Annotated in this window: 22 protein-coding genes, 1 pseudogene and 1 riboswitch; of the genes and pseudogenes, 9 read left to right on the top strand and 14 right to left on the bottom strand. The window is 71.4% G+C overall.

The genetic code is table 11. The annotated features are described in order from the left end of the window. Positions 1 to 98: 98 nt before the first annotated feature. The gene (locus AXK60_RS11120; protein ID WP_068571193.1) at positions 99 to 863 is read right to left on the bottom strand and encodes a hypothetical protein; all 765 of its coding nucleotides are present in this window, start codon (positions 861 to 863) and stop codon (positions 99 to 101) included. Then, the gene (locus AXK60_RS11125; RefSeq protein WP_068571194.1) at positions 860 to 1798 is read right to left on the bottom strand and encodes an ABC transporter ATP-binding protein; all 939 of its coding nucleotides are present in this window, start codon (positions 1796 to 1798) and stop codon (positions 860 to 862) included. Before AXK60_RS11125 ends, AXK60_RS11120 begins: the two co-directional genes overlap by 4 nt. A gap of 85 nt (positions 1799 to 1883) precedes the next feature. Here AXK60_RS11125 and AXK60_RS11130 point away from each other — a divergent pair, with 85 nt between their 5' ends. The 4 genes from AXK60_RS11130 (at position 1884) to AXK60_RS11145 (ending at position 6697) form a co-directional block, all read left to right on the top strand. Further along, positions 1884 to 3395 carry a serine/threonine-protein kinase gene (locus AXK60_RS11130; RefSeq protein ID WP_068571195.1) on the top strand — a complete coding sequence of 504 codons (1512 nt, stop codon included), beginning with the start codon at positions 1884 to 1886 and terminating at the stop codon, positions 3393 to 3395. After that, positions 3373 to 4260: a serine hydrolase gene (locus AXK60_RS11135; protein ID WP_068982524.1), complete on the top strand. Its 888-nt coding sequence runs from the start codon at positions 3373 to 3375 to the stop codon at positions 4258 to 4260. Before AXK60_RS11130 ends, AXK60_RS11135 begins: the two co-directional genes overlap by 23 nt. A 78-nt stretch (positions 4261 to 4338) precedes the next feature. Continuing rightward, positions 4339 to 5196: a LuxR C-terminal-related transcriptional regulator gene (locus AXK60_RS11140; protein WP_068571197.1), complete on the top strand. Its 858-nt coding sequence runs from the start codon at positions 4339 to 4341 to the stop codon at positions 5194 to 5196. A 154-nt stretch (positions 5197 to 5350) separates the two neighbouring features. After that, positions 5351 to 6697 (top strand): MFS transporter, encoded by a 1347-nt coding sequence (locus tag AXK60_RS11145; protein WP_082777994.1) that lies wholly within the window; start codon positions 5351 to 5353, stop codon positions 6695 to 6697. 4 nt (positions 6698 to 6701) lie between these two features. Here the strand turns inward: AXK60_RS11145 and AXK60_RS25455 are convergent, their stop codons facing one another. From AXK60_RS25455 to thiO, 5 genes and pseudogenes are all read right to left on the bottom strand, one after another. Next, positions 6702 to 8066 carry a TetR/AcrR family transcriptional regulator gene (locus AXK60_RS25455; protein ID WP_068982525.1) on the bottom strand — a complete coding sequence of 455 codons (1365 nt, stop codon included), beginning with the start codon at positions 8064 to 8066 and terminating at the stop codon, positions 6702 to 6704. 11 nt (positions 8067 to 8077) lie between these two features. Then, positions 8078 to 9370, bottom strand: a complete 1293-nt coding sequence (locus AXK60_RS11155) for an ABC1 kinase family protein (RefSeq protein WP_082777995.1) — start codon at positions 9368 to 9370, stop codon at positions 8078 to 8080. Positions 9371 to 9569: 199 nt separating this feature from the next. Beyond that, positions 9570 to 10355, bottom strand: a pseudogene (gene thiG, locus AXK60_RS11160) (thiazole synthase); the annotation flags it as partial. Further along, positions 10348 to 10545 carry a sulfur carrier protein ThiS gene (gene thiS / locus AXK60_RS11165; RefSeq protein ID WP_068571199.1) on the bottom strand — a complete coding sequence of 66 codons (198 nt, stop codon included), beginning with the start codon at positions 10543 to 10545 and terminating at the stop codon, positions 10348 to 10350. The pseudogene thiG and the gene thiS, both read right to left, overlap by 8 nt. Next, the gene (thiO, locus tag AXK60_RS11170) at positions 10536 to 11573 is read right to left on the bottom strand and encodes a glycine oxidase ThiO (RefSeq protein WP_068571500.1); all 1038 of its coding nucleotides are present in this window, start codon (positions 11571 to 11573) and stop codon (positions 10536 to 10538) included. The genes thiS and thiO overlap by 10 nt, the downstream gene beginning before the upstream one ends. Next, positions 11570 to 11683: riboswitch (TPP riboswitch) on the bottom strand. Its footprint overlaps the gene before it by 4 nt. Positions 11684 to 11715: 32 nt before the next feature. On the opposite strand from thiO, the gene thiE reads away from it, so the two are divergent. Next, on the top strand, positions 11716 to 12381 hold the full coding sequence (gene thiE / locus AXK60_RS11175; protein WP_068571200.1) for a thiamine phosphate synthase: 666 nt from the start codon (positions 11716 to 11718) through the stop codon (positions 12379 to 12381). A 342-nt stretch (positions 12382 to 12723) separates the two neighbouring features. On the opposite strand, the gene AXK60_RS11180 is transcribed toward thiE, so the two are convergent. Beyond that, a complete protein-coding gene (locus AXK60_RS11180; protein ID WP_068571201.1) occupies positions 12724 to 13194 on the bottom strand; it encodes an NUDIX hydrolase in 471 nt (156 codons plus the stop codon). Positions 13195 to 13345: 151 nt separating this feature from the next. Here AXK60_RS11180 and AXK60_RS11185 point away from each other — a divergent pair, with 151 nt between their 5' ends. The 3 genes from AXK60_RS11185 to AXK60_RS11195 are packed head-to-tail and all read left to right on the top strand — an operon-like array spanning position 13346 to position 18054. Beyond that, positions 13346 to 14683, top strand: coding sequence for a hypothetical protein (locus AXK60_RS11185; RefSeq protein WP_139057893.1), 1338 nt, complete (start codon positions 13346 to 13348; stop codon positions 14681 to 14683). Continuing rightward, positions 14680 to 15660 (top strand): glutamate ABC transporter substrate-binding protein, encoded by a 981-nt coding sequence (locus AXK60_RS11190; protein ID WP_082777966.1) that lies wholly within the window; start codon positions 14680 to 14682, stop codon positions 15658 to 15660. Before AXK60_RS11185 ends, AXK60_RS11190 begins: the two co-directional genes overlap by 4 nt. 9 nt (positions 15661 to 15669) lie before the next feature. Continuing rightward, positions 15670 to 18054, top strand: coding sequence for a serine/threonine-protein kinase (locus AXK60_RS11195; protein ID WP_068571501.1), 2385 nt, complete (start codon positions 15670 to 15672; stop codon positions 18052 to 18054). Here the strand turns inward: AXK60_RS11195 and AXK60_RS11200 are convergent. The 3 genes from AXK60_RS11200 to AXK60_RS11210 are packed head-to-tail and all read right to left on the bottom strand — an operon-like array spanning position 18051 to position 21060. Then, positions 18051 to 18872, bottom strand: a complete 822-nt coding sequence (locus AXK60_RS11200; protein WP_068571204.1) for an ABC transporter ATP-binding protein — start codon at positions 18870 to 18872, stop codon at positions 18051 to 18053. The two genes, AXK60_RS11195 and AXK60_RS11200, sit on opposite strands and share 4 nt — an antisense overlap. Further along, complete coding sequence (locus AXK60_RS11205; RefSeq protein WP_068571205.1) at positions 18869 to 19960, bottom strand: FecCD family ABC transporter permease; 1092 nt, start codon at positions 19958 to 19960, stop codon at positions 18869 to 18871. The genes AXK60_RS11200 and AXK60_RS11205 overlap by 4 nt, the downstream gene beginning before the upstream one ends. After that, positions 19957 to 21060 (bottom strand): FecCD family ABC transporter permease, encoded by a 1104-nt coding sequence (locus tag AXK60_RS11210; RefSeq protein WP_139057894.1) that lies wholly within the window; start codon positions 21058 to 21060, stop codon positions 19957 to 19959. The genes AXK60_RS11205 and AXK60_RS11210 overlap by 4 nt, the downstream gene beginning before the upstream one ends. A gap of 43 nt (positions 21061 to 21103) precedes the next feature. Here AXK60_RS11210 and AXK60_RS11215 point away from each other — a divergent pair, with 43 nt between their 5' ends. Continuing rightward, positions 21104 to 22030: an ABC transporter substrate-binding protein gene (locus AXK60_RS11215; protein ID WP_068571207.1), complete on the top strand. Its 927-nt coding sequence runs from the start codon at positions 21104 to 21106 to the stop codon at positions 22028 to 22030. Positions 22031 to 22066: 36 nt separating this feature from the next. On the opposite strand, the gene AXK60_RS11220 is transcribed toward AXK60_RS11215, so the two are convergent. Genes AXK60_RS11220 through pta form a run of 3 tightly spaced genes read right to left on the bottom strand, consistent with a single transcriptional unit; the run spans position 22067 to position 26933 of the window. Next, positions 22067 to 23629 (bottom strand): adenylate/guanylate cyclase domain-containing protein, encoded by a 1563-nt coding sequence (locus AXK60_RS11220; protein ID WP_068571208.1) that lies wholly within the window; start codon positions 23627 to 23629, stop codon positions 22067 to 22069. Further along, entirely contained in the window at positions 23629 to 24786 is a 1158-nt protein-coding gene (locus AXK60_RS11225) for an acetate kinase (protein WP_068571209.1), read from the bottom strand. The genes AXK60_RS11220 and AXK60_RS11225 overlap by 1 nt, the downstream gene beginning before the upstream one ends. After that, positions 24783 to 26933, bottom strand: coding sequence for a phosphate acetyltransferase (gene pta / locus AXK60_RS11230; RefSeq protein ID WP_068571502.1), 2151 nt, complete (start codon positions 26931 to 26933; stop codon positions 24783 to 24785). Before pta ends, AXK60_RS11225 begins: the two co-directional genes overlap by 4 nt. Positions 26934 to 26954 lie beyond the last annotated feature (21 nt).

The raw sequence follows: 26954 nt of genomic DNA on the forward strand, positions 1-26954 counted from the left end.
TAGCACTGCGAATCACCCGGCGGCCAGAGCCGTGGGCGAACGTTCACGCGATGCTTACATCATCCCTGTGACCTGCGGCGTATCATGCAGCGAGTGAGTCACGCGTCACGTCGCGCGAGCAGCGCGACCGCCCCCGTCCACAGCGCCCCGACCACCACCAGGAGGTACAGGAAGGACACCGGCGCACCCCAGGGAAGACTCGTGAACAACAACACTCCCTGCAGGTTCTGCAGGTTGGAGAACGGCAGGAACGCGGCGGCGTCGTGGGTCTGCGGAATCTGGCTGATCACGTTGTCGACCACGAACAGGTAGCCCAGCAGCAGCGCGATCGCTCCGGCGCCGTTGCGCAGCGCGGCTCCGGTCGCCACCCCCAGAACCGTCGCGAACGCCACTGCGACGGGAAATGTGAGCAGCGTGGTGTCCCCCGCGCGGAACGCCGCGAACAGCGAACCGTGCGCGATCAGTCCGTAGAGGACGGACCCGACGAGCAACGCGAGGAGGTGCACGACGGCGCAGACCACCACGACGACCGAGGTCTTCGCGAGCAGTGCCACCCACCGGTTCGGCACGGCGAGGAAGGTCGTCCGGAGGGTGTTGAAACGGATCTCCGTGGTCACCGACAGCACGCCGATGATCGCGGCGAAGACGATCGAGATGCCCGGCACCCCGCCGAACCCGGTGAACGGCGCGAAGGCGATCACCCCCTCGTCCGATACCTCCTCGGAGCGAAGGATCGACCGCATGACGAGGGCGACGATCAGTGTGATGCCGAGCGAGAACACCGTCGACCCGATGAGCAGCCACCTGGTGGCCCGGACTGAGGTGAGCTTGACGAACTCTGCTCGTATCGCGCGCACGATCATCCGATGCCTCCCATTCCCCGGTACTCCACAGCCGCGCCGGTCAGCCGCATGAAGACCTGCTCGAGCGAGCTGCTCTGCGGCGCGAGCTCGGCGAGCGGCAGACCCTCCGCGGCGGCGATCTCGCCCACCGCGTCGCTGGTCGCGCCGCGCACCGTCAGCACGGTGCGGCCGCCGCCACCCGGCGCGGGCTCGGCCGCCGCGTCGACGGCGAACCCGCGCGAGGTCAGCGCGGTCGCCAGCTCGCGATCGCGCGGGCTGCGCACGCGCACCGTGTGTTCCGAGTTCTGCGCGATGAAGTCGGCCATGGTCCCGTTCCACACGAGGTGCCCGCGACCGACGATGACGACGTCGTCCGCCGTGAGCGCCATCTCGGCCAGCAGATGACTGGAGACGAACACGGTGCGGCCCTGCGCGGCGAGGGACTTCATGAACGTACGCACCCAGACGATGCCCTCGGGGTCGAGTCCGTTGACCGGCTCGTCGAACAGCAGCACACCCGGATCCCCCAGCAGCGCACCGGCTATGCCGAGCCGCTGCGCCATGCCGAGCGAGAACCCGCCCGCCTTCTTCCGGGCGGCGTCGGTGAGCCCGACCGCGGCCAGGCACTCGTCAGCCCGGCCGGCGGGGATCCCGCTCGCGACGGCGAGCCAGCGCAGGTGATCGCGCGCGGAACGATTGGGGTGCACCCATTTCGCGTCGAGCAGGGCACCCACCTGCGTGAGCGGACGGTCCAGGGTCCGGTACTGCCTGCCCCCGATGGTGGCGGCACCGGCAGTGGGCCGGTCCAGCCCGAGGATGCACCGCATCGTCGTCGACTTGCCCGCGCCGTTCGGCCCGAGGAATCCGGTGACCCGACCCGGACGCACCGCGAACGACAGGTCGTTCACCGCCCGGACGGCACCGTAGGTCTTGGTCAAACCCGCGACTTCGATCATGGATTCACGCTAGCAATCATCCGGCGAACCCGCCCGGACGCCGCGCGGCATACACTCTCCACGATCGGACTCACGGAGGAGCGCGATGGGCGGGGACGCAGCGGGAGCACGGGCGGGGAGCACGTTCGGCCGGTACCGTCTGGTCCGACTGCTGGGCCGTGGCGGGATGGGCGAGGTCTACCTCGCGCACGACACCACCAAGGACCGCGATGTCGCGCTCAAGCTGCTGCACGCGAGCGCCGCGCAGGATCCCGGCTTCCGCGAGCGCTTCACCCACGAATCGCAGACCGCGGCACGGCTCTCCGATCCGCACGTCATCCCCATCCACGACTACGGCGAGATCGACGGCACCCTGTACCTCGACATGCGCCTGGTCGACGGCAGCAACCTCGCCGAGATCGTCGCCGCCGGCCCACTACCCGCGGACCGCGCCGTCGACCTCGTCACCCAGGTCGCCTCCGCGCTGGATTCGGCCCACCTGCAGGGCCTCGTGCACCGCGACGTGAAGCCGGCGAACATCCAGGTCACCCCGTCGGGCTTCGCCTACCTCCTCGACTTCGGGCTCGTCGTGACCGGCGACGCCGACCGCCTCACGTCCGCCGGGCTGTTCGTCGGCTCGCAGGCCTACGCCGCGCCGGAGCGGTTCGACGGTGGCGGCGCCACCCCGGCCGGCGACGTCTACTCGTTGGCGTGCGTGCTCTACGAGCTGCTGGTCGGCCGGCCCCCGTTCGCCGCGAGCTCGATCTCCGAGATGATGCGGCACCACCTGCTCTCGCCGGCGCCCCGCCCGTCGGTCGACGCGCCCCGGCAGCTGCCAGCGGCCCTCGACGCCGTGGTCGCCAAGGGCATGGCCAAGCGCCCCGAGGACAGGTACGCCACTTGCGGTTCGCTCGCCCGGGCCGCCGCCTCCGCCCTGCAGGGCACGGCGCAGAGCTGGGGCACCACGACGACGGTGCCGTCGGCTCCCCGCCCGGCGCCACCGTCCTCCGTGCCACCGCCGCCGCAGGTCTCCTACCCGCACAGCGCGCCCGGGTCGAGCGGCGGGCCGCGCTATGTCACGCCGAGCTACGCGCCCCCGGCGTCGTATCCGCCCGCACCCGCCGCACCGCCGCAGCGGAAGCGGTCCGTGGTGCCCGCACTCGTGATCGCCGCCGTGGTCCTGGTCGTCGCCCTCGTCGCCGCCGTCGCCGTGCTGCTCACTCCAGGCGGGCGCAGTTCCTCGCCGACCACGGCCGCGGCCTCCACCACGTCGTCCGTCGAGACCACGACGAGCGCGGCATCGTCGACCACCCCGACCGTGACCAAGGCCGTCCAGCCCGCCAACACCACCATCTGCACGCCCGGCACGGGCGAGGCCTTCACGTCGGTCGCGGCAGACAAGGGCAGCGGCGTCGCCGGGGAGCCCTACACCTCGTGCGAGTTCGCCGGCGCGATCGTCGCCGCGTACCGGGCCCGATTCACCGCGCCGCAGTCCGGGACCGTGGCAGCGGTCAGTCCCCGCGCGCCGGACCTCGGCGCGATCTCGATGTCGTGCACCGGCGAGTCGAACATCGTGACCTGCCGCGGAGGGAACAATGCGATCGTCTACATCTACTAGGGCCGCAGCGCTGTTCGTGATCGCCCTGAGCGCGACGGCGTGCACGGTCGGGGACGACGGTGCCGCCGCCCCGTCGTCCACGGGGTCGACGGTGGCCCCGGCCCCGTCCGCGGCGGGCCCGGGGCGCCCGGCACCGTCGCAGCGCACAGATCCGCTGCAGGCGGCGCTCGACCGCGCCGTCGGCGCGGTGCCCGGGCGGGCGACCATCGCTGTCGCGGCAGGTGGCCGGGTGGTGACTGCGGGCGACTCCGCCGACGAGCTTCCGGCGTGGTCGACCTCCAAGGTGCCGCTGGTGATGGCGGCCCTCGAGCGGTCCGGGCAGCAGCAGGCCACGGACCGGATGCGCGCCGCCATCACGCAGTCCGACAATGACGCCGCGGAGGCGATCTGGGAGTCCCTCGGCACCCCGGCGCAGGCCGGTGCGGCGGTGCAACAGGTCCTCCGCACGGGCGGCGACGCTCGGACCACGGTGCAGACCCGCAAGGTTCGGCCCGAGTACTCCGCCTTCGGCCAGACGCTCTGGACCGACGACGCCGCAGCGCGTTTCGCCGCCCGGATCCCCTGTTCCCCCGCGGGGCGCACCGCCCTCGGACTCATGCAACAGGTCGCGGGGAACCAGCAGTGGGGCCTCTACGGGTTGCGCGGCGCGCAGCCGGTCGGCGTCAAGGGCGGGTGGGGCCCGGGTACCGACGGTGCCTACGTCGTACGGCAGCTCGCCGTCGTCCGGACCGAGCGCGGCAGTACGGGCGTCATGCTGTCGGTCCGCCCGGCCGACGGTGCCCTCGCCTCCGGGGAGGCCGCGCTCACCACACTCGCGAACGCGGTCCGCACACAGCTCGGAACCCTCCCCGCGGCCCCCTGCTGACCTCTCCTCGTTCGGACTACACGGACGAATCGGGCATGCGATGATGGATCTTCCCTCTCGTCCGCCCGGAGATCGCAGATGACCGCCCACGGCACGCTCGACAGCGACACGACCCGGGCAGCCCTCCGCACCATTCGTACGCGCACGGAACTTCCAGTGTCCTTCGTCGGCCTGGTCGACGACGACAGGCTCGTCCTGCGCGGCGGCATCGGCCTGCGCACGCCCGCGCTCAGCGGGCTGCCCGTCGCGCGCGGCGCCGGCGTCGGCGGCCACGTCCTGCGCACCGGGCGCCCCACCGCGGTCGCCGATTACGGCACCGCCGGGATCACCCAGCACTACCACGCGCAGGTCCACGCGGAAGGGCTGCGGGCGATGGTCGCGGTGCCGCTGGCCGTGAACGGCGTCGTCCGAGCCGTGTTCTACGCCGCGGACCGGCGCGAGTCCACCTTCGGCGACGCCGTGCTCGGCGCGGTGGCGCGCACGGTTCGCGACCTGGCGAACGAGCTGCGCGTCCGCGACGAGGTCGAGCGTCGAGTACGGTTCGCCGAGGCCGCGGCGGCCGAGCGCAGCGCGCTGGGCGGGGTCGACCGCGAACTTCTGCGGGAGGTCTTCTCCGAGCTCCGAGCGCTCGCCGGGGAGATCTCCGACGGTGCCGTCCGCTCCCGTCTCGAATCCGCATGCGGCCGGATCACCGACTTCGGCCGCGGGTCCGACGGTGCCGCGCCCGCCACCGCGCCCCCGCGCGCCCTCACCGTCCGGGAGCTCGACGTCCTCGCCCATGTGGCCCTCGGCTGCACCAACAGTGAGGTGGCGCAGCGCCTCTCGATCGGCGCCGAGACCGTGAAGGCCTACCTGCGCAGCGCCGCGCAGAAGCTGGGCACGCGCACGCGGTTCGAGTCGGTCACCCGTGCCCGCAGCCTCGGGCTCCTGCCGTAGCGCGGCGCACCGTCGGACCTTCTACCCCCTTTCGGGGGTACCCGGCGTGTGAGCCGCATCACTATCGTTCGGGAGGTCCACAGACCCCCGAGGAGCACACGTGAGCGCACCCGAACTCCCCGCCGTCCCCAAGCCCCGGCTCCGCCGGGTGGCGATGGCCAGCTCGATCGGCACCACGATCGAGTTCTACGACTTCTTCATCTACGGCACCGCCGCCGCGCTGGTGTTCCCGACCATCTTCTTCTCCGACATGTCGCCCGCCGTGGCGACCCTGGCGTCGTTCGCCACCTTCGCCGTGGCCTTCTTCGCCCGCCCGGTCGGCGCGATCCTGTTCGGCCACTTCGGTGACCTGATCGGCCGCAAGCGCACGCTGGTGTGGACGCTCCTGATCATGGGAGCCGCCACCGTCGCGATCGGCCTGCTACCCGGCAGCGAGACCGGCGTCTTCGGCCTGTTCCCGGACGGCATCGGCACGCTCGCGCCGATCCTGCTCGTGGTCATGCGCTTCCTGCAGGGCTTCGCCGTCGGCGGCGAGTGGGCCGGCGCGACGCTGCTCACCGCGGAGTACGCCCCGAAGGGCAAGCGCGGCCTGTACGCAATGTTCCCGCAGCTGGGCCCCGCCTTCGCGTTCTTCCTCTCCAGCGGCACCTTCCTCATCTTCACGCTGGTCGCCGGCGACACCAAGGACGCCGACAGCGCGTTCATGACCATCGGCTGGCGCATCCCGTTCCTGATGTCCGCTCTGCTGGTGCTGGTCGGCCTGTGGGTGCGGCTGTCGGTCGAGGAGACGCCGGTCTTCACCGAGGTGCGCAAGCGCGCGCTGTCCGAGATCAACCGCACGCGGCTGCCGTTCCTGGACGCGATCCGCTTCCAGTGGAAGGAGATCCTCATCGCCGGCGGCGCGCTCGCCAGCCTGTTCTCGCTGTTCTACATGGGCACCGCGTTCCTGACGAACTACGCCACCAAGAACCTCGGTTTCCCGCGCACCACCGTGCTGGCGATGGGCATGGTCGCGGCGGTCTTCTTCGGCATCTCGATCGCGGCGTCCGCGGTGTACTCGGACCGGATCGGCCGCCGCAAGGTGATCATGACCTCCTGCGCGCTGGCCGTGGTGTGGGCGCTGGTCCTGTTCCCGATCCTGGACACCGAGTCCCTGCCGATGTACGCCCTCGGTCTGATCGGGACGCTCATCATCTTCGGCATCGCCTACGGTCCGGCCGGCGCCGCGCTGCCCGAGCTGTTCCATGAGCGGTACCGGTACACCGGTGCGGGCCTGGGCTACAACCTCGCGGGCATCTTCGGCGGCGCGATCCCGCCGCTGCTCGCCGCCCAGCTCGTGGCCGACGGCAAGGTGCTGTGGGTGGGCATCATGCTCGCAGCGCTGTCCGCGGTGAGCGTGTTCTGCTGCTACCTCATGGTCGAGACCAAGGACAACGACATCGTCGAGGCCTCCGGCGACCGGGACGACGCGCCCGAGGGCGAGGATCTCGCGGCCGTGTGACCGATCAGTGCGGGCGGGCCCCGCCGAGGAGCAGGTTCGTGACCACACGGGCGCTCTCGGCGGGGCTCGCCACGTCCACCTCGCTCACCATCGCGGCGACCGCGCCCAGCATGTAGCCGAGCCACGCCTCGGCGGCGACGGCGATGTCGACGGTGTCCTCGATCAGGCCGGCCGCAGCGCCGGCGGCCAGGATCGCGGCGTACCGGTCGGTGCCCTCGCGATAGAGCCGCAGGTAGTCGTCGAAGGCCTCGGCGTCGACGCCCGGCACCTCGAAGGTGAGGAAGCGGAACTCGTCCAGCCGGGCCGCGATGTCCTGCAGCGCACCGGTGTTGACCGCGAGGATCGCCTCGTACAGCGCGCGGGCGGTCAACGGCTCGTCGAAGGTCGCGGCCGCATCCTCGAGCCGTCCGAGAAGTAGCGTCCTATTCCGGTCGATGAGAACCGACAGCATGTGTCGCTTGCTGTCGAAGTAGTTGTAGAAGGTGCCGTGGCTGACGCCCGCGCGCTCGGTGATCTCCTTGACCCCGACCTCGGCGTAGCCGTTCTCGACGAACTCGCCGATCGCCGCGTCCAACAGCTCCGCGGCTCGTCCTCCCGCTCCGTCCCCGCTCAGTGACCGTGCCTCGCGCGGGGCCGACTCGGCGCCGGAGGGCAACGGCTCGGCCCTCAGGGCCTCGCGCGCACCGTCGGAGACCAGACCGCTAGCCGACATCCGGACCGCCACGCGCACGTACGCCTGCCGACGTCCGGGATCGGCATCGCCGTTGAGCGCCATGACCAGTCCCGGCACGCCGAGCGCGGGGAGCAGCCGCCCCAACTCGACGGTCTCCGCCTCCGGATTGTCGGTGCGGGTCACGATCCACCCGCGATCGCGCGCGTGCGCGAGCGCCCGCCCCATCATCGCGTCGAAGGTCTGATACAGACCGCGGATCCGGTAGCGCAGTTCCTCGTCGACGGTGCCCGCCTGCACCATCACGACCTTGAGGATGTCGGGCCGCGCGTCGACGAGATGGAACAGCCTCTGGCTCAGGGCCTCCACCATCGCCTCGGAGGCTGCGAGGTCGCCCGTCGCGGTCGTCTCGATCACCTCGTCGGGCGAGATCGCCGTCATCAGTTCGTCCACGGAGCGATCGAAGACGAGGTCGAGCAGCTCGCGTTTGCCGTCGACGTAGCGGTACAGGGTGCCCTGTCCCATACCCGCGCGTTTCGCGATGTCGGCGACGGAGGACTGCTCGTAGCCCAACTCCGCGAACACCGCGAACGCCGCGTCGGTCAGCTCGTCCCGGCGCCGCTCCGCAAGGCCGGCCGAGGGCGGCCGGCCGCGGCGGGGCTTGGACCCGTCGCGGACTTCCGACTCCGGTTCCGACATGGTTGAAGACTCTAGCGTGACGGGTTCACCCGGCGCGCACGCCACTCTGCAATCTCAACCCCCATGGCCGTCGTCGGCCCCGTGATCCCCAGGACCTCGCACGCCACGTCCCGCCACGCGGCCGTCGCTCGCAGCTCACCGAGCAACGCGACCGTCGAGATGTCGGTGCGCCGGCCGAGGGCATGGGCCTCCTGCAGCATCTGGCCCTCGAACTTGTCGAAGAAGCCGCCGGCCGGCAGGGTCGCGGTGATGACCGCGTCGCGCGCGGTCCGCGGCGTCACGGTGATCTCACCCTCGTGGATGTGCCAGCCGACCACCTTGTCGATGTACTCGGCGAGGTCCTCGGAGGTCATGAGGTCCGGGCGGCCGATGAATCCCGCCTGCACCGCGAGACGGTGCACCTGCTCGTGCTCGCCGCGCAGCAGGGCCGTGAACAGCTCCTGCTCGAACTCGTGATCGGCGGGGCTCAGGTGCACCGTCATACCGAAGTCGACGAAGCCCGCCCTCCCGTCCGCGAGCACGATCACGTTGCCGGGGTGCGGATCCGCGCAGAAACGCCCCGTCCGATACATCTCACCGCAGTAGAACCGGTAGATCGCCTCCCCGAGCCGGTTCCGAACGGCCGGGTCGTCGTCAAGTGCCTCAGCGAAGGGCTTCCCGTCGAGGAACTCGGTGACCAGCACCCGGTCGGTACACAGCTCGTCGACGGGTTGCGGCACGGCGATCGACGGATGTCCGGCGAACAGGTCCGCGAAGTAGCGGTGGTGGTCGAGCTCGGCGACGAAGTCGAGCTCTGCCATCACCTGCCGCGAGATCTCCTCCGACAGTTTCTCCGCGTTGGACGCGGGGATGTACTTGCCGAGCACCTTCATCAGCAGGCGCATGTTCTTCAGGTCCGCCCGGACCATGGCCTGGACGCGGGGGTACTGGATCTTGATCGCCACGGCGCGCCCGTCGTCGAGCACACCGCGATACACCTGGCCGATCGACGCGGCCGCGATCGGACCCTCGAGCGAGACGATCCGGCCGCGGCGCTCGCCGAGCTGATGATCCAGGAGTTTCATCATCTCGGCGTCGGTCCACCGCGGCGCCGATCGGAACAACGGTTGCAGCCGCTGCGCGAACTCATCGCGCGCCGCGCCACTCGTGATGCCGATGTCGATCACCGCGAGCAGCTGGCCGAGCTTCATCGCGGCGCCGCGCATCCCGCCGAGCACCGTCACCAGGTCGTCGGCGAGGGCCAGGATCATCGCATCGCGCGCGTCCCGGTCCGCCTGCTCGTCGCGGAATCTGGAGGCGACCATCGTGCCCGCCGTGCGCGCCGCGTGGCGGACGGCGACACCACCGATCTGGGCACCGCGCCGCACCCTCCCTGTCGCAGCGGCCGATTCGGTGTCGAGAGGCTCCCCGCGTTCACGCCGTGCCACGGCCGGCCCCCGCCCCGAGTCGCCCCGCGGTCGGAGACGCTCCACTGCCACGACCACCGCTCGCCCCGGTTCCCAGCCGCCCTTCCACCGGGGATGACGCCCTCGCCCATCGCCGCTGGGGGATCCGCCCGGCCCCGCGCGCGAGGAGCCCGGCCTCGACGGCCAGCCGCATCGCCGTCGCCATCGCCTCCGGTTCGGCCGCCCGAGTGACCGCCGATGCGAGAAGCACTGCGTCGCAACCGAGTTCCATCGCCAGGGCCGCATCGCTCGCGGTGCCGATCCCCGCGTCGAGGATCACGGGGACCTCGCTCTGCGCCACGATCATCTCGATGTTGTGCGGGTTGAGGATCCCCAGCCCGGTGCCGATCGGCGCCCCCGCGGGCATCACCGCGGCGCAGCCGACGTCCGCGAGGCGGCGCGCCAGGATCGGGTCGTCGTTGGTGTAGGGCAGCACGGTGAAGCCGTCGGCCACCAGCTCCTCGGCGGCCTCCACCAGCGCGACCACGTCGGGCAGCAGGGTCTCGTCGTCGCCGATCACCTCGAGTTTGATCCAGTCGGTGTGCAGCGCCTCCCGCGCCAGTCGCGCGGTGAGGACCGCCTCGGCCGCGCCCAGGCAGCCGGCGGTGTTCGGCAACGGCACGATGCCGAGCTCACGGATGAGGTCGAGGACCCCGCCGCCCTCCGCCAGGCTGGTGCGGCGCAGCGAGACCGTGGTCATCTCGGTCCCCGAGGCGACGAGCGCCGCCCGGAGGTGATCCAGGTTGGCGCTGCCGCCGGTGCCCGTGATGAGCCGCGAGCCGAAGGCGCGGCCACCGATCACCAGAGGCCCGACGGGCGGGGTGCTCGGCGCCGTGTCAGCCACCCTGGACCGCCGTGAGCACCTCGACATCGGCGTACGCCGGCAGGACCTCGTCCCACCGCGACCGCGGGTGGACGGCGCCGTTCACCGCGATCGCGACGCCCTTGTCGGGCAGCCCGAGCTGCTCGAGCAGCGACTCCGCGGACGTCCCGTCGAGGACCTGCCGGTCCTCGCCGTTCACCGTCAGCTCCATGCGTGCACCTCCTGGTCGAGAACCATATCCGCCGCGCGCGCCCCGGTGACGGGAGCGAGCAGGATGCCGTTGCGGCCGTGTCCGGTGGCGGCGAAGACGCGCCCGCCGACCGGCGCGATCACGGGTACATTGTCCGCCGTCGTGGGGCGCAAGCCCGCGGTGACCTCGAGCAGGTCGTACTCGCGGAGGAAGGGCAGCACCGTGAACGCGTCGTCGAGCAGGTCCACCACCGGGCCGACGCGGGGCGCGAGGTCGCGGTCGTTCTCGTACTGGGTGGCCCCGACGACCACGCCGTCGGCGCGCGGCACCACGTACACCTGCCGGCCGTGCACGCGGGCCCGGACGGTCACCGTCGGCGGGGGCAGACAGGACGGGCCGCACCGCAGCCGCACCACCTCCCCCTTGACGGGGCGGACCTTCAGGTCCGCAGCCAGGGCCCCGGAAGCCGAACCCGCACAGACGATCACGGCATCGCCGCTCAGGTCCTCCAGCCCCGACGGTCCGCCGACGGCCTCCGCCCGGAACGCGACCCCGGCGTCGGCGCAGGCCGCCGACAGGGCGCGGTGCACGAGGCGGTTGTCGACGGCGATCTCCCGCGGTGCCGTCGCGGCGGCCCGGATCCGCGGGGCCGCACCGGGCACCGTCCGGATCGCGACCGACGGGCGCAGCGGCCCGAACAACTCGTCGTCGCCGACGGCGGCCGTGACGGTCGCGAGGTCGGCGGCGTCCCCGTCGTCCATCGCCAGCCAGACGGTGCCGCGGGCGGTGATCAGCGGACCGTCGGCGTAGGGCTGGAGGGCTGCTGCGAAATCGGCCCACAGTCCGAGGGATTCGACGCCGAGGGCGTACAGCTCCTCCTCCCCCGGCCACGCTTCCGAGTACGGGGCGATCATGCCGCCCGCGACCCAGGACGCCCCGGAACCGGGCTCCGGATCGACGACGGTGACGGCGCACCCCCGGCGCGCCAGCGACCACGCCACAGTGAGGCCGACGGTTCCGCCGCCCACGACCGACACGCTCTTGTTCATCCGCACGGGATCCTTCCTTCGCCGGCATTACCCGGATCAGGTCTGACGGTCAGGGGCGGCGCGTGCCCCACTCTCAGCCCCGCGACCTCGGGACTCCCGTGTGTACGTCCGCCACCCTACTCCCGGCGCCTAGGGTTGGGGCATGGTCTCCCCACGCGAGCGGCTCGCCTCCTCCTCCCTGTACCTGTGCACCGACGCACGTCGCGAGCGCGGAGACCTGGCGGAGTTCGTGGCGGCGGCGCTGCGCGGCGGCGTCGACATCGTGCAACTCCGCGACAAGGGCTCGGCGGGTGAACGCGAGTTCGGAGCGCTCGAGGCTGCGCAGGAGATCGAGATCGTGGCGCAGCTGCGGGAGATCGCCCACGAGCACGAAGCGCTGGTCGCCGTGAACGACCGCGCCGACATCGCGCTCGGTGCCCGTGCCGACGTGCTGCACCTGGGCCAGGACGACCTGCCGGTTCCCGTCGCGCGCGCGATCGTGGGACCGGACGTCGTCATCGGCCGGTCGACGCACGACGCCGCGCAGGCCCGGTCCGCGGCGGTCGAGGACGGCGTCGACTACTTCTGCACCGGCCCGTGCTGGCCGACCCCCACCAAGCCCGGCCGGTTCGCGCCGGGCCTGCCCCTGGTCCGCGAGACTGCGGCCGCCGCTCCCGCGCGAAGGTGGTTCGCCATCGGCGGCATCGACCTCGAGCGCGTACCGGAGGTGACCGCCGCGGGCGCGAACGCGATCGTCGTGGTCCGCGCCATCACCGCCGCTGCGGACCCCGAGGCCGCCGCCCGCGCCCTCAAGGCCGCCCTCGGCTGATCGCTCACGGACAATTCGTTCGGGGTGGGAGATCCGGCGTTCCGTGGGGACTCGGCGTCGCGTGGGCCACGGTATGCGACATCTTTCGAAGCGTTCTGCGACGGGATCGGCCCGATTCGTCGCAGAACGCTTCGAAAGATGTTGAGTGGCGACGCCACGCCGGCGCGCACCGGGCAAGGTTCGACAGCCACGGCCTCACACCCGCCGTCTCAGCAGCAGCGGTATTCGCGCCCTGCATAACGCTCCGAAGAAGCAGGCCACTGAACTGCGCAAACATGGGTATACAGCCCGCGTATGACTGCGCGCAAAGACACTCCACGCCGACTGGAGGAGGCGGGGCGGCTACTCGCCGGCGAGAGCGCGGACCTGGACCTGCAGTTCCGGCCAGGCGGTGGCGAAGGCCGGATGCAGTTTGCGGTCGGTGACGGAGCCCAGTGCGACCCACTCGAGGGCGGTGGACTCCTCGTTCGGCACCAGCTCGCGCGGCTCGACGAGACGGGCCAGCACCGTCGTATAGGTCCACCCGACGGCGGAGCGGGCGGTGACCACCTCGGACAGCACCTCCAGAGAAGTGGGCGGCAGGCCCGTCTCCTCGAAGGCCTCGCGGAGTGCTGCGTCGGCGGCGGACTCGTGCGAGTCGCGCGCGCCGCCGGGCAGCGCCCACGTGCCGCCCTGATGACTCCACCACGCTCGGTGCTGCAGTAACACGCTGCTCTCGTCGGGCGACAGAGCCAACAGACCCGCCGCGCCGAACCGGCCCCAGAACCGGGAACCGTCCGGGTCGCGCACCCAGCCGTTCCCGTCACCCAACATGCACCCCACCGTAGCCGACGAACCGCGGACTCGGGCGAGGACAAAGCGCGTCATGCGCGCCGATCCAGTGGGGTCGCGCGATAGGGTCGAAGCACGTTGTCCGTAGTGGCCCGACCTCGGCCGGAGGGTGAACTTCAGGAAGGAGCAGACGGTGACAGCCCAGGCGTCGAAGAATCGGCAGCTGTCGTCCCTGCGCCTCCGATCCTTCCCCGAGTCATCGGTTTTCGGCGAGCTCCGCGAGTTCTTCACCTCCAGCCCCGGCAAGCTCGTGTCGATGACCCTGGTGCTCATCACCATGTGCCTGTTCACCGGATGGTTCACCTCGGCCGTGCAGCTCTCGCGCACCGAGGTGCTGCAGCAGAACCTCGCCGACTACGAGCCGCGCGCCCACGCCGCCCAGGTGCTCTACAGCTCGCTGTCCGCGGCGAACGAGTCCGCGAACGCGGCCTTCGTCGCCGGCGGCCTCCCGTCCGACGAGATCCAGAGCAGCTACAGCCTCGCCGTCGCCACCGCGGGCAAGGCGCTCATCACCTCCGCCACCAGCCTGCCGCCCGAGGACGGGCGCGCGCACGGCAACCTCGACACCATCGCGATGAACCTCCCCGTGTACACCGGCCTCGTCGAGACGGCCCGCACCAACAACCGGCTCGACAACTCGGTGGCGGCGGCCTACCTCGCGACCGCCTCGACCCTCATGCAGGACACGCTCCTGCCGGCGGCGGAGAGCTTCTACCGCGAGGAGACGGAGAACCTCCGAGACACGCACGCGAAGTTCGCCTCGCCGCCCTGGGCCGTGTTCGGTGTGCTCGGGATCGCGCTCGCGTCGCTGCTGCTCACACACGAATACCTCGCACGCCGCACCCAGCGCCGGATCAATCGCGGGCTGGTCGTCGCTGCGGCGGCGCTCACCATCGCCCTGACGTGGGTGGCGGTCGCGGGCCTCGCATCGTCGACCTACTCCCTGCGCGCCGAGCAGCGCGGCACCGCAGCGGTGGACGCGCTCTCGCAGGCCCGGACCCTCACCCAGAAGGCGCGCTCGATGGAGACCATGGCGCTCGTCCAGCGCGGCGCCGGACGAGGTGTACCGCCGAGCGCCTTCGCCGAGACCCTGCAGCAGGCGCAGTCCGAGCTCGAGTCGCTGGGTACGCCCGACGCCGAGATCTCCGCGGCGGTCGAGGCCGCCAGGGCCGACGCCGCGCACTGGATCTCCGCGCACCAGCAGATCGCCGCGCGGGAGGCCACGGGCGACTACCTGGGCGCGACGCGGCTCGCCATCGGCTCGGACCCCGGCTCCGCGGCGGTGGCCTACCGCTCGCTCGACGAGCACCTCACCGCTGCGATCGACCGGGCCCGAACCCTGTACCGGGACAACGTCAACACGGCACGCTTCGCCATCGCGTTCTCCGGCCCCAGCGCCTTCGTGCTGTGCGTGCTGGCGGCGGCGGGCGTCGCCGCCGGCTTCTACCCCCGCGTGAGGGAGTACCGATGATGCGCAGGCTGCTCAGCGGAATCGCCCTCGGCACGGCCGTCGCCCTCGCGTCGACGGGGTGCGTGGTATCGGCTCCCGAGGCCCCGGGCGACGCGGTCACGGCGTACTCCCAGCCGGTGCCGGGTTCCGGGTCGGTCGTCCCCACCGACGCCCCGATCCCCGCCGAGGTGTCCATGTGCCCCGGTACCCTGGCACCGTCGGGCCTGCCGCCCGCGGGCCAGATGGTCCCCGGCACCACGATGGCGACCATCCACGATCGCGGCCGGCTCATCGTCGGCATCGACATCGGGTCGAACCTGCTGTCCTTCCGCGATCCGATCACGGGCGAGATCAAGGGTTTCGACGCCGACATCGCGCACCAGATCGCCGCCGCGATCTTCGGCGACCCGAACCGGATCCACTTCCGGATCCTCTCGACCGCGGATCGCCAGAAGGCACTCGAGGACGGCACCGTCGACATCGTGGTCAAGACCATGTCCGCGACCTGCGACCGCGCCAGGACGGTGGCCTTCTCCGCCACGTACTTCATCGCGCAGCAGCGGATCCTCGCGCCGCGCGGCGCTCCGATCAACACGGTCGGCGACCTGTCCGGGCGGCGGGTGTGCGAGGTGCGCGGCACCACCTCGCTCGACCGGGTGCGGCGACTCGTGCCGAGCGCGAGCGTGGTCGCCGCGGATTCGTGGTCGGACTGCCTGGTGATGCTGCAGCAGTCGCAGGTCGACGCCGTCTCGACCGACGACGCCATCCTCGCCGGGCTGGGGCAGCAGGACCCGAACCTGACGCTGACGGGGCCGTCCATGGGCCTCGAGTACTACGCCGTCGGGATCGGGAAGAACCGACCGGACCTCGTACGTTTCATCAATGGGGTGCTGCTGCGGATGGCCTTCGACGGCACGTGGATGCGCCTCTACAACCAGTGGTTCGCGCCGTCGCTGGGCCAGGTGTGGTCGGCGCCCGCGGCCAGGTACGAGGGGTAGGTGAGCACGATGAGCGACGAGGCCGAGGAGGCGGAGCGCACGCAGGCGCAGGTCGTCGTGTTCGACGAGGACGACGAGGGCCCGGGCACCGTCGGCGCTCCGATGGACGGGCTGCTGGACGACGAGGACGAGGGCACCGTCGGGGCACCGATGGAGGGGTTGTTCGACACCGAGCCCCCGCCCGTCGGCACCCAGGTGACGACGGTGCCGCCCCCGGCCCCGGCGGTCCAGACCGAGGCGACGCCGCGGTTCGGGAACGGACCCGTCCGCGCAGCGAGCACGACGCGCGTCGCGGCCCGCCGCCGCGTGGGCGGCGGCCTCGTCGAGATCCCCCGGATCACCGAGGTCGACCCGTCCGAGGCGATCCGGACCAACCCGATCATCGCCGAGGGCAAACGGTACTGCTGGAACTGCCGCAAGCCCGTCGGCCGCGCCCACGACGGCGAGCCCGGCGCACTGATCGGCACGTGCCCGCACTGCGGTGCCCGGTTCTCGTTCGAGCCCGCGCTCAAGCCCGGCGACATCGTGGCGGACCAGTACGAGATCCAGGGCGCGATCGCGCACGGCGGCATGGGGTGGATCTACCTCGCGACCGACCTCAACGTGGTGGACCGGCCCGTCGTGCTGAAGGGCCTGCTCAATTCCGGCGACGCCCAGGCGCAGGCGGTCGCGGTCTCCGAGCGCCGGTTCCTCGCCGAGATGACGCACCCGTCGATCGTGAAGATCTACAACTTCGTCGAGCATCCCGATCCGGACGGCACCCGGATCGGCTACATCGTGATGGAGTACGTGCCGGGCAAGACCGTCAAGGACATCCTGTCGGAGGCGGAAGCGGGCGACGGTCCGCCGTCCGCGGCGCGGGTGGAGGTCGAGCAGGCGATCGCGTACATCCTCGAGGTGCTCCCCGCCCTCGGCTACCTGCACAGCCTCGGCCTCGCCTACAACGACCTCAAGCCGGACAACATCATGATCAGCGAGGAGGACGTCAAGCTCATCGACCTCGGCGCCGTCGCCCCGCTCGGCGGCTACGGCTACATCTACGGCACGCCCGGCTTCCAGGCGCCGGAGATCGCCAAGACCGGGCCGTCGATCGCCTCCGACATCTACACGGTGGGCCGCACCCTCGCGGTCCTGGTCGCCGACGTGCCGATGGAGAAGGGCCGGTACGTCGACGGTCTGCCCTCCCCCACCGACGACGACACCCTCGCGAAGTACAACTCGCTGTACCGGCTGCTGGTGAAGGCCACGGCGGAGGATCCGGACGAGCGCTTCGGCTCGGCCGCGGAGCTCACCGACCAGTTGCTCGGCGTGCTCCGGGAATGCCTGTCCACCAAGTCCGGCGAGCCCCGCCCCGGGCTGTCGGTGGTCTTCACGCCGCAGCGTTCCACCTTCGGCGTCGAGCTGATGCTACGGGCCGTGGACCCCGACCCCGAGGTGCACGACGACCGGCTGCGTGCACCGGAAGTGCTGGCGGCGCTGCCGATCCCGATCGCGAACCCGTCCGACCCCGCAGCGGGCGTCCTCGCGCTGACGATGCGCAGCGATCCCACCCAGATCCTCGACTCGCTCGCCGAGCTGCGCGAGGCGATGGCGGGCACGGTCGAGATCGATCTGGCCGAGGCGCGCGCACACCTGGAGTTGGGCGAGGTCGACGCCGCGACCACGCTGCTCGACTCGCTGGCTGCGCGCGAGCCGCACCGCTGGCAGGTCACCTGGTACCGCGCCGAGACCGCGCTCATGCAGGGCGACTACGCGGCGGCCTACGACTACTTCGAGACGGTGACCGACCAGGCGCCGGGCGAGGCGGCACCGAAGCTCGCCGCGGCGGTGGCCGCCGAGTTCTGTTACATGTCTGGCGAATCCGATCCGGAGGGCTGGCTCGACCGCGCCCGCTGCCGGTACGAGAACGTGTGGCGCACCGATCGCGGCATCATCTCGGCGGCCTTCGGCGCCGCCCGGATGCGCCGCGCCGCAGGCGATATCGCGGGCACCGTCGAGATCCTGGACCAGGTCCCGTCCACCAGCCGGCACTACCACAACGCGCTGTGCAGCTCGGTGGTCGCGCTGGTGCACGGCCGCGATCTGGCCGAGGTCACGGAGGCACAGCTGCACGAGGCCGCGCGCCGCGTGCGCACGCTCCCCAAGTCCGAGTTCCGTCGGATGCAGTTGCGCGCGTTGGTCCTCGGCGTCGCGCTGGGTTGGGTGCAGCACCGCAATCAGCACGGTCGGCTCGACGGCACGGGCACCCTGCTCGACCACGCCCTCACCGAGCGCGGGCTGCGCAAGGCCACGGAGAAGTCGTTGCGCGAGATCGCCGCGCTCGCCGAACGCAAGCGCCAGCGCCACGCGCTCGTCGACCTCGCGAACGCGATCCGCCCGCGCACGTTGTTCTAGCCGGTGCGGCGCGCGCCGATCGGGATGATGCACGGGCGGCCGGGCGCGACGGGATCGTCGATCACCGTCGAGTGCAGGCCGAAGGTCTCGCGCAGCATCTCCTCGCTGATCACCTCCGCGGGCGATCCCTGGGCGACCACGGCACCGTCGCGCATGGCGATGATGTGGTCGCTGTACCGGATGGCGAGGTTCAGGTCGTGCAGCACCATGACGACGGTCCGCCCCTGGCTGCTGAGCTCGTCGACCAGGTCGAGCACGTCGAGGGCGTGCGAGAGGTCGAGGTAGGTGGTGGGCTCGTCGAGGAGCAGCAGGTCGGTGCCCTGTGCGAGGGTCATGGAGATCCAGACCCGCTGCCGCTGGCCGCCGGAGAGCGAGTCGACGGGGCGATCGGCGAGGTCGCGCACGCCGGTCTGCTCGAGCGCGGCGTCGACGACCTCCGCATCGTCGGAGCTCCACTGCCGCAGCCAGGTCTGGTGCGGGTGCCGGCCGCGGGCAACGAGGTCGCCGACGGTGAGTCCCTCGGGCGCCAGCGGGCTCTGCGGCAGCAGGCCCATCGTCGTCGCGATCTGCTTCGTCTTGAGCTTCGCGATGTCGGCACCGTCGAGCACGACGTGACCGGACGAGGGCTTGATCAGACGCGCGAGGGTGCGCAGCAGCGTCGACTTGCCGCACCCGTTCGGCCCGATGATCGTCGTGACCACCCCGGTGGGGATGTCAAGGTCGAGGTCGTCGAGGACCGTGGTGTGGCCGTACCCGGAGGAGACCTTGCGGGCGCCCAGGCGCGACGGTGCCGTCGTCGCGGTATCGGTGGTGGTCACTTGGCCCCCTTGAGGTTCTGGCGGACGAGCAGGTAGACGAGGAACGGGCCGCCCACGGCGGCGGTCACGATGCCCACGGGCAGCGCGACGGAGAACAGGGTGCGGGCGACGAGGTCGGCGCAGGCCAGCAGTGCCGCGCCCATGAACGCGGACGGGATGAGCGGTGGCGTGGGCAGCCTGGTGAGCCGCATCGCGAGCTGCGGGGAGACGAACGCGACGAACGCGATCGGTCCGGCGGCGGAGACGCCGGCCGCCGCGAGCAGGACCGCCGCGATGAGCAGGATCGCCCGGGTCCAGCCGAGGCGCACGCCGAGGCCGAGGGCCACGTCGTCGCCGAGCTGCACGGCGCGCAGTGCGAACGCCGCACCGAGGGCCAGGATCACCGCGGGGACCGCGATCCCCAGCGCCGACCACACGTCGGTCCAGCTGCGGCTCTCCAGTGAGCCGACCAGCCACGCCTGGGCGCGGGCCACATCGCGGATGTCGGCGCGCACCAGCATCCAGTCGATGAGCGCGCGCATCAGCGCGGTGATCGCGATGCCGACGAGGATGAGCCGCATGCCGTCGACCCCGCCGCGCACGGCCAACAGGTACACGAGTGCGCCGGTGGCGAGACCACCCGCGAGCGCGACGATCGGCAGTCCGACACCGTTGTTGAGCGTCGTGGCGAGGGTGCCCGTGGAGGTCACGAGGAAGACCGCCGCCACGCCCGCGCCGGCGGTGATGCCGAGGATGTCGGGGCTGGCCAGCGCGTTACGGGCGATCGACTGGACGATCGCCCCGGACATGCCGAGCGCCGCGCCCACGATGATCGCGACCAGTGCCCGCGGCATCCGCAGCTCCATGATGATGAAGTGCGTCATCGAGTCGCCGCGGCCGACGAGGGCCTGCAGCACCTCGCCGAAGGTGAGCGGGAAGGCGCCGATCCGGATGCTGGCGCAGAACGCGACGAAGGCCACCGCCGCGATGATCGCGGTGACGATCACGGGCCAGGGTCGCCACACGAAGGAGACGACGGTGCCGAAGCGCAAGCCGGGCTGGATCGGCGGCTTCTTCGCCACGTCCGTCCGATCGATCGTCGTGCTCATACCCGGACCGCCTTCCGCCACCACACGAGTCCCACGAAGAAGGGCGCACCGACCATCGCCACGACGATGCCCACCTCGAGCTCGCCGGGCCGGGCCACGACCCGGCCGACGATGTCGGCCGCGAGCAGCAGCCAGGCGCCCATGAGCGCCGAGTAGGGCAGCAGCCAGCGGTAGTCGGGGCCGGTGAAGTACCGGACGATGTGCGGCACCATGAGGCCGAGGAAGGCGATGCTGCCGCACGCCGCCGTGGCCGCGCCGACGAGGATCGTCACCGCCACCACGCCGACGGTCCGCGCGAGGTTGATGTTCAGGCCCAGTCCCTTGGCAACGTCGTCGCCCATGTTGAGGAGATTGACGGCCGGGCCGTTGGCCAGGGCGAGGATCACGCCCAGCAGGATCGGGAGGGCGACGACACCGATCACGTCGTAGCCGCGGCCGACGACGGCACCCGCGTTCCAGAACCGCAGCGTGTCGAGCGAGGCGTTGTCGCTGAGCGCGATCGCCGAGGTCATCGAGCTGAGGAAGACGCTCACACCGGTGCCCGCGAGCACCAGCGTCAGCGGCGAGGACACGCCACGCCCCATGCTGGAAAGGCCGAAGACGACCACCGCGGCGATCGCCGCGCCCGCGAACGCGAACCACACGTACTGGATCGGCGCGGTCAGTCCGCCGAGGAAGGTCGCGCAGACCACGGCGAACGCCGCGCCCTGCGTGATGCCGAGGATGCCCGGGTCGGCGATGGGATTGCGGGTGTGGCCCTGGATCAGGGAGCCGGCCAGCGCCAGCGCAGCGCCGGCGATGAGCGCCAACAGCGTGCGCGGGACGCGCAGCGTCTGGATGATGATCGCGGCCTGGTTCAGTTCGGCGTCGGCCGGGTTCGGGCCGGTCGTGTACCGGTGCCACAGACCGGCCCACACGTCCGACGGTGCCAGACTGCGCGAGCCGATCGTGAGCGACGCGATCACGGTCACCACGAGTAGCACGATCAGCACGGCGAGCCCGACCGTGCGGCGCCGTCGCCGGGCGGCGCCGGAGGTGGACTCCGGGCGCGCGGGAGGCGTCGCCCCGGGGGCGGCCTCCTCAGTCGATGTAGCGGTCACATCCGTAATGATAGGCTGCCCTTCATTCTAAGGAAGGGGCGGTATGCGTCTGATCTCGGTGGTACTCGCCATCCTGGTGTCCCTCACCGTGACCGCGTGCGGGACCTCCTCCGAAACGGGCCCCGCGAGTTCGGCGCCCGCGAGCCCGCAGCGCGTGGCCTCCCTCGGCCTCGGCGATGTGGACACCCTCCTCGCGCTCGGCGTGGTCCCGGTGCTCGTCGCACCGTGGGCGCAGGACGCCAAGGAGCCGGTCGGTGAGTGGGCCAAGCCGCTGCTACAGGGGAAGAATCCGCAGATGCTGCTCGGCACCGGGACCAAGCTCGACACCAAGGCCCTCGAGACCCTGGCCGCCAGTAAGCCCGACGTGATCGTCGCGGTCAACTCCGGCTTCGACGACGCCACCTTCTCCCGGCTCGAGACGATCGCGCCCGTGGTCCGCCGGCCGGCGCAGTTCGCCGCGTGGGGTGTGCCCTGGCAGGAACAGGTCCGGGCCATCGCCTCCGGCGTCGGGCGCGCCACCCAGGGCGACGCGCTGATCACCAAGACCGAGAACACCATCCGCCGTACCCAGGAGCAGCACCCGCAGTACCGCGGTCGGACCGCCGCCACGGTACTGCCGAAGTCCGACGGCGGCTTCTACGCCTATGCCACCACAGACGGCCGTGGCCAGGTGCTGACGATGCTCGGCTTCACACTGCCCGAGACGATCTCGTCGGTGGTCCCGGCCGGGAAGTTCTACGCCGAGATCCCCGCGGAGAAGGTCGCCGTCCTCGATCTGGACGCGCTGGTCTACCTCGACTACGGCACGAAGGTCAGCGAGGACACGGCCTTCCGCGCGCTCGCGGTCAGCCGCGAGAACCGGGTGACGACCATCGACCGGACCCTCGGCAACGCGATGTCGATGCCCAATCCGGTGACCATCGAGTGGGTACTCAAGACCCTGCCGCCGAAGCTGCCCGCGTTCACCTGATCGCGCCGCCGCGCCGACCTCCCGGGCGGGGCGCGGTCACCGTCGGGCGAGGAACATCCACGTCGGATGCGAACGGCCCCGGAGCACCTCGGTCGGGCCCTCGCGCCACCGGCGCCGCTCCGCGGGCTCGGCCGCGTCGAACGCCGAACCGGAGGCCCACGGCACCGTCGGGTCGGCCTTGGCGTAGGTAGAGAGCCGTGCGGCCTCGTTGACCGGATCGCCGATCACCGTGTACTCGAAGCGGTCCGCCGCGCCCACGTACCCGGCGACGACGGTGCCGTAGGTGACGCCGCAGCCGGCCCGCACCTCGGGCACCTCGCGGGCGAGGCGCCGCATCATGGCGCGCGACGCGGACAGCGCCGCGCCGGCCGGGTCCGACAGGGCGGCGGGCGCGCCGAAGATCGCGAGCACGGCGTCGCCCTCGAACTTGTTCACCAGACCGCCACGACTGTTGACCTCGGCCACGACGACGCTGCAGAAGCGGTTCAGGATGTCGACCACCTCGGCTGCGGGGCGCTCCGCGGCGAGCGCGGTCGACCCCACGAGGTCGATGAAGATCACCGCCACGGTCTGCTCCACGCCGCCGAGCTCGGGGTCGCGCTCGATGCTCGCGCGGGCCACCTGCTCGCCCACCTGCCGGGCGTAGAGGTCGCGCACCCGCTCCCGCTCCCGCAACCCGTCCGCCATGGCGTTGAAGCCGGACTGCAGGTCGCCGAGTGAGGTTCCGTCGTAGACCACGACCTCGGTGTCGTACCGCCCCTCGGACACACGCCGCATCGCAGCGATCACGCTGCGGACCGGCGAGGACACCCGCGTCACCCCGAGGAGATTGAGGACGACGCCCGAGAGGATGCCGCCGCCCGCGACCGCGCAGATGCTGACGGCCATGCCCCGCACCGTCATCCCCTCCGGGCCGGCGAGGGCGAACAGCGCGATCATCAGGACCCCGGCGGTCGGCAGGCCCGAGCCGAGGAACCACAGGCCGAGCGAGCGCGCCTGCAGGGTCTGATGTCTCGGTGTCGGACGGTAGGTCTGGAGCACGATCGCCGTCACCGGCCGGAGGCTGAACTCGGCCAGCACCTTGCACACGCCGGCGGTCAACAGGCCCACGCCGGCGAGCACCAGGACCACCTTCGGCACCAGTTGCACATCCCGCGAGCCGTACATCAGGCCGAACAGCGCCGCGGCCAGGAACCAGCTGAACAGCTCGAACAGATAGATCCGCTGCGGCAGGGCCAATGTGCGCCGCGCCTCCCGCTCGGTCGGCGGAACGTCCAGCCCCGACCAGTGCAGGGCGCGGTGGACCGTGAACGTCGCGTACCCGAATCCCACCAGGACGCCGGCGAGCACGTAGGAGGGCACCCCCACCGCGTTGACGACGCGCAGCTCCGGCCGCAGCACCGAGGGCTCGGGCAGCCCCACCATGATGAGCATGGTCGCGTAGCCGGCGCCGACGATCGTCGCGATGGTCGTGGCTCCACTGAGCAGCAGGACGGTTCGCAGCCGCCGTTGCCGGGCGCCCTCCGTGCGCGTGCCGAGGAGCGGCGATCCGAAGTCGCCGCCGTCGTCCTCGATCCTCGCCGGGCGCCCGAGGGGCATCAGAGCGCCGCTGCTTCGCGCGCGATCGCGAGCTCCTCGTTGGTCGGGATCACGAGCACGGCGACGGGGGCGTCGTCGGGCGAGATCCGGGTGGGTTCGGAGATCCGGCCGGCGTTCCGTTCGGGGTCGACGACGATGCCGAATCCCTCCAGCCCGGCGAGGGCGTCGGCCCGGACCTGCGCGGCGTTCTCGCCGACGCCGGCCGTGAAGCTGATCGCGTCGGCCCCGCCGAGGTCGACCAGGTACGCGCCGATGTACCGCCGCAGTCGATGGATGTACACGTCGTAGGCCAGCTTCGCGTGCTCGTCGCCCTGCGCGATGAGGGCGCTCAGCGCGCGGAAGTCGTTCTCGCCCGCGATCCCCTTCAGGCCCGACCGGCGGTTGAGGAGGGCGTCGATCTCGTCGATGCCCATCCCGAGGGATCGCCCCAGGTGCAACACGAGACCCGGGTCGATGTCGCCGGACCGAGTGCCCATGACGAGGCCCTCGAGCGGGGTGAGTCCCATCGACGTGTCGACGGCGCGGCCCCCGCGGACGGCGGAGGCCGAGGCGCCGTTGCCCAGGTGCAGCACGATCTGGCTCACCTCGGCGGTCGGCCGGCCGAGGAACGCCACCGCCCGCTGCGAGACGTACTCGTGCGAGGTCCCGTGGAAGCCGTAGCGCCGCAACGCGTGCTCCTCCGCGAGCTCGCGGTCGATCGCGTAGGTCGCTGCCGCGGCGGGCAGGTCGAAGAAGAAGGCCGTGTCGAACACGGCCACCTGCTTGACCCCCGGCAGCAGCTCTCGGGCGACCTCGATGCCCTGCGCGTTCGCCGGGTTGTGCAGCGGCGCCAGCGAACTGAGCCGGCGGATCTCCGCCAGTACGTGATCATCGATCACGGTGGGCGAGTGGAAACTGCGACCGCCGTGCACCACTCGGTGCCCGACGGCGACGAGCCCCTCCGGGCTCCCCGCACCGTCGGTCAGGTCCAGTCCGCGCGCGGCGAACTCGTCGAACACCAGGCGCAGCGCGGCCTTGTGATCGGGCACCTCGGCCTCGCCGATCCGCTCGACGATGCCGCCGTGCACCACCTCACCCGAATCCGGGTGCAGCAGCTGATACTTCAGCGACGACGAGCCCGAGTTGAGGACCAGGACCGCTCCCGCGACCGCGTTCATGACTGTCCCTTTCCTGCGGCCGGCTCGGCCGTCGCCCCGTGCCCGCTCCACTCCTGGGCGAAGGCCTGCGCCTGGATCGCGGTGATCGCCACGGTGTTGACGATGTCCTCGACCAGCGCCCCGCGGGAGAGGTCGTTGATCGGCGCGTTGAGGCCCTGCAGCACAGGGCCGATCGCGATGGCGCCCGCCGAGCGTTGCACCGCTTTGTAGGTGTTGTTGCCGGTGTTGAGGTCGGGGAAGACGAGCACCGTCGCCTGACCGGCCACCGGGGAGTCGGGCATCTTCGACGCCGCCACGCCGGGATCGACGGCGGCGTCGTACTGGATCGGGCCCTCCACCAACAGTTCCGGAGAGCGCTCACGGACCAGCGCGGTGGCTGCGCGCACCTTGTCCACATCGGCGCCCGTACCGGATTCGCCCGTCGAGTAGGAGAGCATCGCGACCCGCGGGTCGATGTCGAACTGCGCGGCGGTCTGCGCCGACGAGATGGCGATGTCCGCCAGCTGCGTCTCCGTCGGGTCCGGCACCACCGCACAGTCGCCGTAGGCGAGCACCTTGTCGGCCAGGCACATCAGGAAGATGGACGACACCGTCGACACGCCGGGCTGGGTCTTGATGATCTCGAACGAGGGGCGGATGGTGTGCGCCGTGGTGTGCGCCGCACCGGAGACCATGCCGTCCGCCATGCCGAGATGGACCATCATCGTGCCGAAGTAGCTCACGTCCACCACGGCCTCGGCGGCGCGCTCCAGCGTCATGCCCTTGTGCTTGCGCAGCTCGTAGTAGGCCTGGGCGAACTTGTCGACGAGGTCGGTCGCACGCTTCGGGTCGATCACGTCGGTGTCCCCGAGGTCGACGCCGAGTTCCGCGGCCCGGGCCCGCACCCGGGACTCCTGGCCGAGGATGGTCAGATCGGCCACCTCGCGTTGCAGCAGTCGGCCGGCCGCCCGCAGGATGCGATCGTCGCCGCCCTCGGGCAGCACGATGCGCTTGCGGTCGGCGCGCGCCCGGGCGATGAGGTTGTACTCGAACATCTGCGGGGTCACGACGCCCGGGTTCGACACCTGCAGCGCCTCGAGCAGAGCCTCCGAGACCACGTGCTTCTCGGTGAGCGCGATCGCGAGGTCCACCTTGCGCTCCGAGCCGGGACCGACGCGCCCGCGGGTCTTCGCGGCCAGCCGGGCGGTCTCGTACGTACCGTGCTCGACGGAGATGATCGGCACGTTGGGCGCGAGCCCGTCGACCAGCGCGGCGGTCACCGGGTGCGGCATGTATCCGCCGTTGAGGATGATCCCGGCCAGCGACGGGAAGCCTGCGGCGCGGTGCGCGGTGACCATCGCGAGCAACACCTCGGAGCGATCACCCGCGGCGATGACGGCGACGCCCTCGGTGACCCGTTCGAGGCTGTGCTCGGCCGTCATACCTGCGACCAGCACCGACATCGCCTCGCGGGAGAGCAGCTCCGGGTCGCCCCACAGCAGTTTGCCGTCCATCGCGTCCATGAGCTCGCCGATGGTGGGCGCGGTGAGCACGGGCTCCTCCGGCAGCGCCCAGACGGGCAGCCCGGTGTCGGCCTTGAGCGCCTCGCAGACCGCCTCGCGCTGTTCCGGCGCGCACCGGTTGGCGATGATCGCGGCCGTGTGCGCGTGGTTGGCACGGATCTCGGCCATGCACTGCTCCGCCACCGAGACGACCTGCTCGGGCGTGCGGTCCAGGGCCTTGACCGCCAGCAGGATCGACGCTCCGAGGTTCGCGGCGATCCGGGCGTTGAAGGACAGCTCGGTCGGCGTGGTGACATCGGTGTAGTCGGAGCCGAGGACCAGCACGAAGTCGCACTTGTCGGCGACGGCGTGGAAACGGCTCACGATCTCGGCGATCGCCGCGTCCGGGTCCTCGTGCACCTGCTCGTAACTCACTCCGATGCACTCGTCGTAGTCGAGTTCGGCGGTCGCCTGCTCGATGAGCAGTTCCAGGATGTAGTCGCGCTGGTCGCCGGTGGACCGCGGGATCGGCCGGAACACCCCGATCGTCCAGCCGGTGGACGTGAGCAGGTTCATCGCGCCGAGCGCGATGGTGGACTTGCCCGTATCGCCCTCCGGAGAGGCGATGTAGATACTGGTCGTCTTCGGTGCTCGATCCGCGGCCATGAGCTCCACTCTTCCAGCCGA

This window comes from Tsukamurella pseudospumae (genome assembly GCF_001575195.1).
Lineage (GTDB): Bacteria > Actinomycetota > Actinomycetes > Mycobacteriales > Mycobacteriaceae > Tsukamurella > Tsukamurella pseudospumae.

Bases quoted from the DNA above. Each gene is read 5' to 3' on its own strand.
- AXK60_RS11120 (WP_068571193.1), bottom strand. From the start codon at position 863: ATGATCGTGCGCGCGATACGAGCAGAGTTCGTCAAGCTCACCTCAGTC.
- AXK60_RS11125 (WP_068571194.1), bottom strand. From the start codon at position 1,798: ATGATCGAAGTCGCGGGTTTGACCAAGACCTACGGTGCCGTCCGGGCG.
- AXK60_RS11130 (WP_068571195.1), top strand. From the start codon at position 1,884: ATGGGCGGGGACGCAGCGGGAGCACGGGCGGGGAGCACGTTCGGCCGG.
- AXK60_RS11135 (WP_068982524.1), top strand. From the start codon at position 3,373: ATGCGATCGTCTACATCTACTAGGGCCGCAGCGCTGTTCGTGATCGCC.
- AXK60_RS11140 (WP_068571197.1), top strand. From the start codon at position 4,339: ATGACCGCCCACGGCACGCTCGACAGCGACACGACCCGGGCAGCCCTC.
- AXK60_RS11145 (WP_082777994.1), top strand. From the start codon at position 5,351: ATGGCCAGCTCGATCGGCACCACGATCGAGTTCTACGACTTCTTCATC.
- AXK60_RS25455 (WP_068982525.1), bottom strand. From the start codon at position 8,066: ATGTCGGAACCGGAGTCGGAAGTCCGCGACGGGTCCAAGCCCCGCCGC.
- AXK60_RS11155 (WP_082777995.1), bottom strand. From the start codon at position 9,370: ATGGTCGCCTCCAGATTCCGCGACGAGCAGGCGGACCGGGACGCGCGC.
- thiS (WP_068571199.1), bottom strand. From the start codon at position 10,545: ATGGAGCTGACGGTGAACGGCGAGGACCGGCAGGTCCTCGACGGGACG.
- thiO (WP_068571500.1), bottom strand. From the start codon at position 11,573: ATGAACAAGAGCGTGTCGGTCGTGGGCGGCGGAACCGTCGGCCTCACT.
- thiE (WP_068571200.1), top strand. From the start codon at position 11,716: ATGGTCTCCCCACGCGAGCGGCTCGCCTCCTCCTCCCTGTACCTGTGC.
- AXK60_RS11180 (WP_068571201.1), bottom strand. From the start codon at position 13,194: ATGTTGGGTGACGGGAACGGCTGGGTGCGCGACCCGGACGGTTCCCGG.
- AXK60_RS11190 (WP_082777966.1), top strand. From the start codon at position 14,680: ATGATGCGCAGGCTGCTCAGCGGAATCGCCCTCGGCACGGCCGTCGCC.
- AXK60_RS11195 (WP_068571501.1), top strand. From the start codon at position 15,670: ATGAGCGACGAGGCCGAGGAGGCGGAGCGCACGCAGGCGCAGGTCGTC.
- AXK60_RS11205 (WP_068571205.1), bottom strand. From the start codon at position 19,960: ATGAGCACGACGATCGATCGGACGGACGTGGCGAAGAAGCCGCCGATC.
- AXK60_RS11215 (WP_068571207.1), top strand. From the start codon at position 21,104: ATGCGTCTGATCTCGGTGGTACTCGCCATCCTGGTGTCCCTCACCGTG.
- AXK60_RS11220 (WP_068571208.1), bottom strand. From the start codon at position 23,629: ATGCCCCTCGGGCGCCCGGCGAGGATCGAGGACGACGGCGGCGACTTC.
- AXK60_RS11225 (WP_068571209.1), bottom strand. From the start codon at position 24,786: ATGAACGCGGTCGCGGGAGCGGTCCTGGTCCTCAACTCGGGCTCGTCG.
- pta (WP_068571502.1), bottom strand. From the start codon at position 26,933: ATGGCCGCGGATCGAGCACCGAAGACGACCAGTATCTACATCGCCTCT.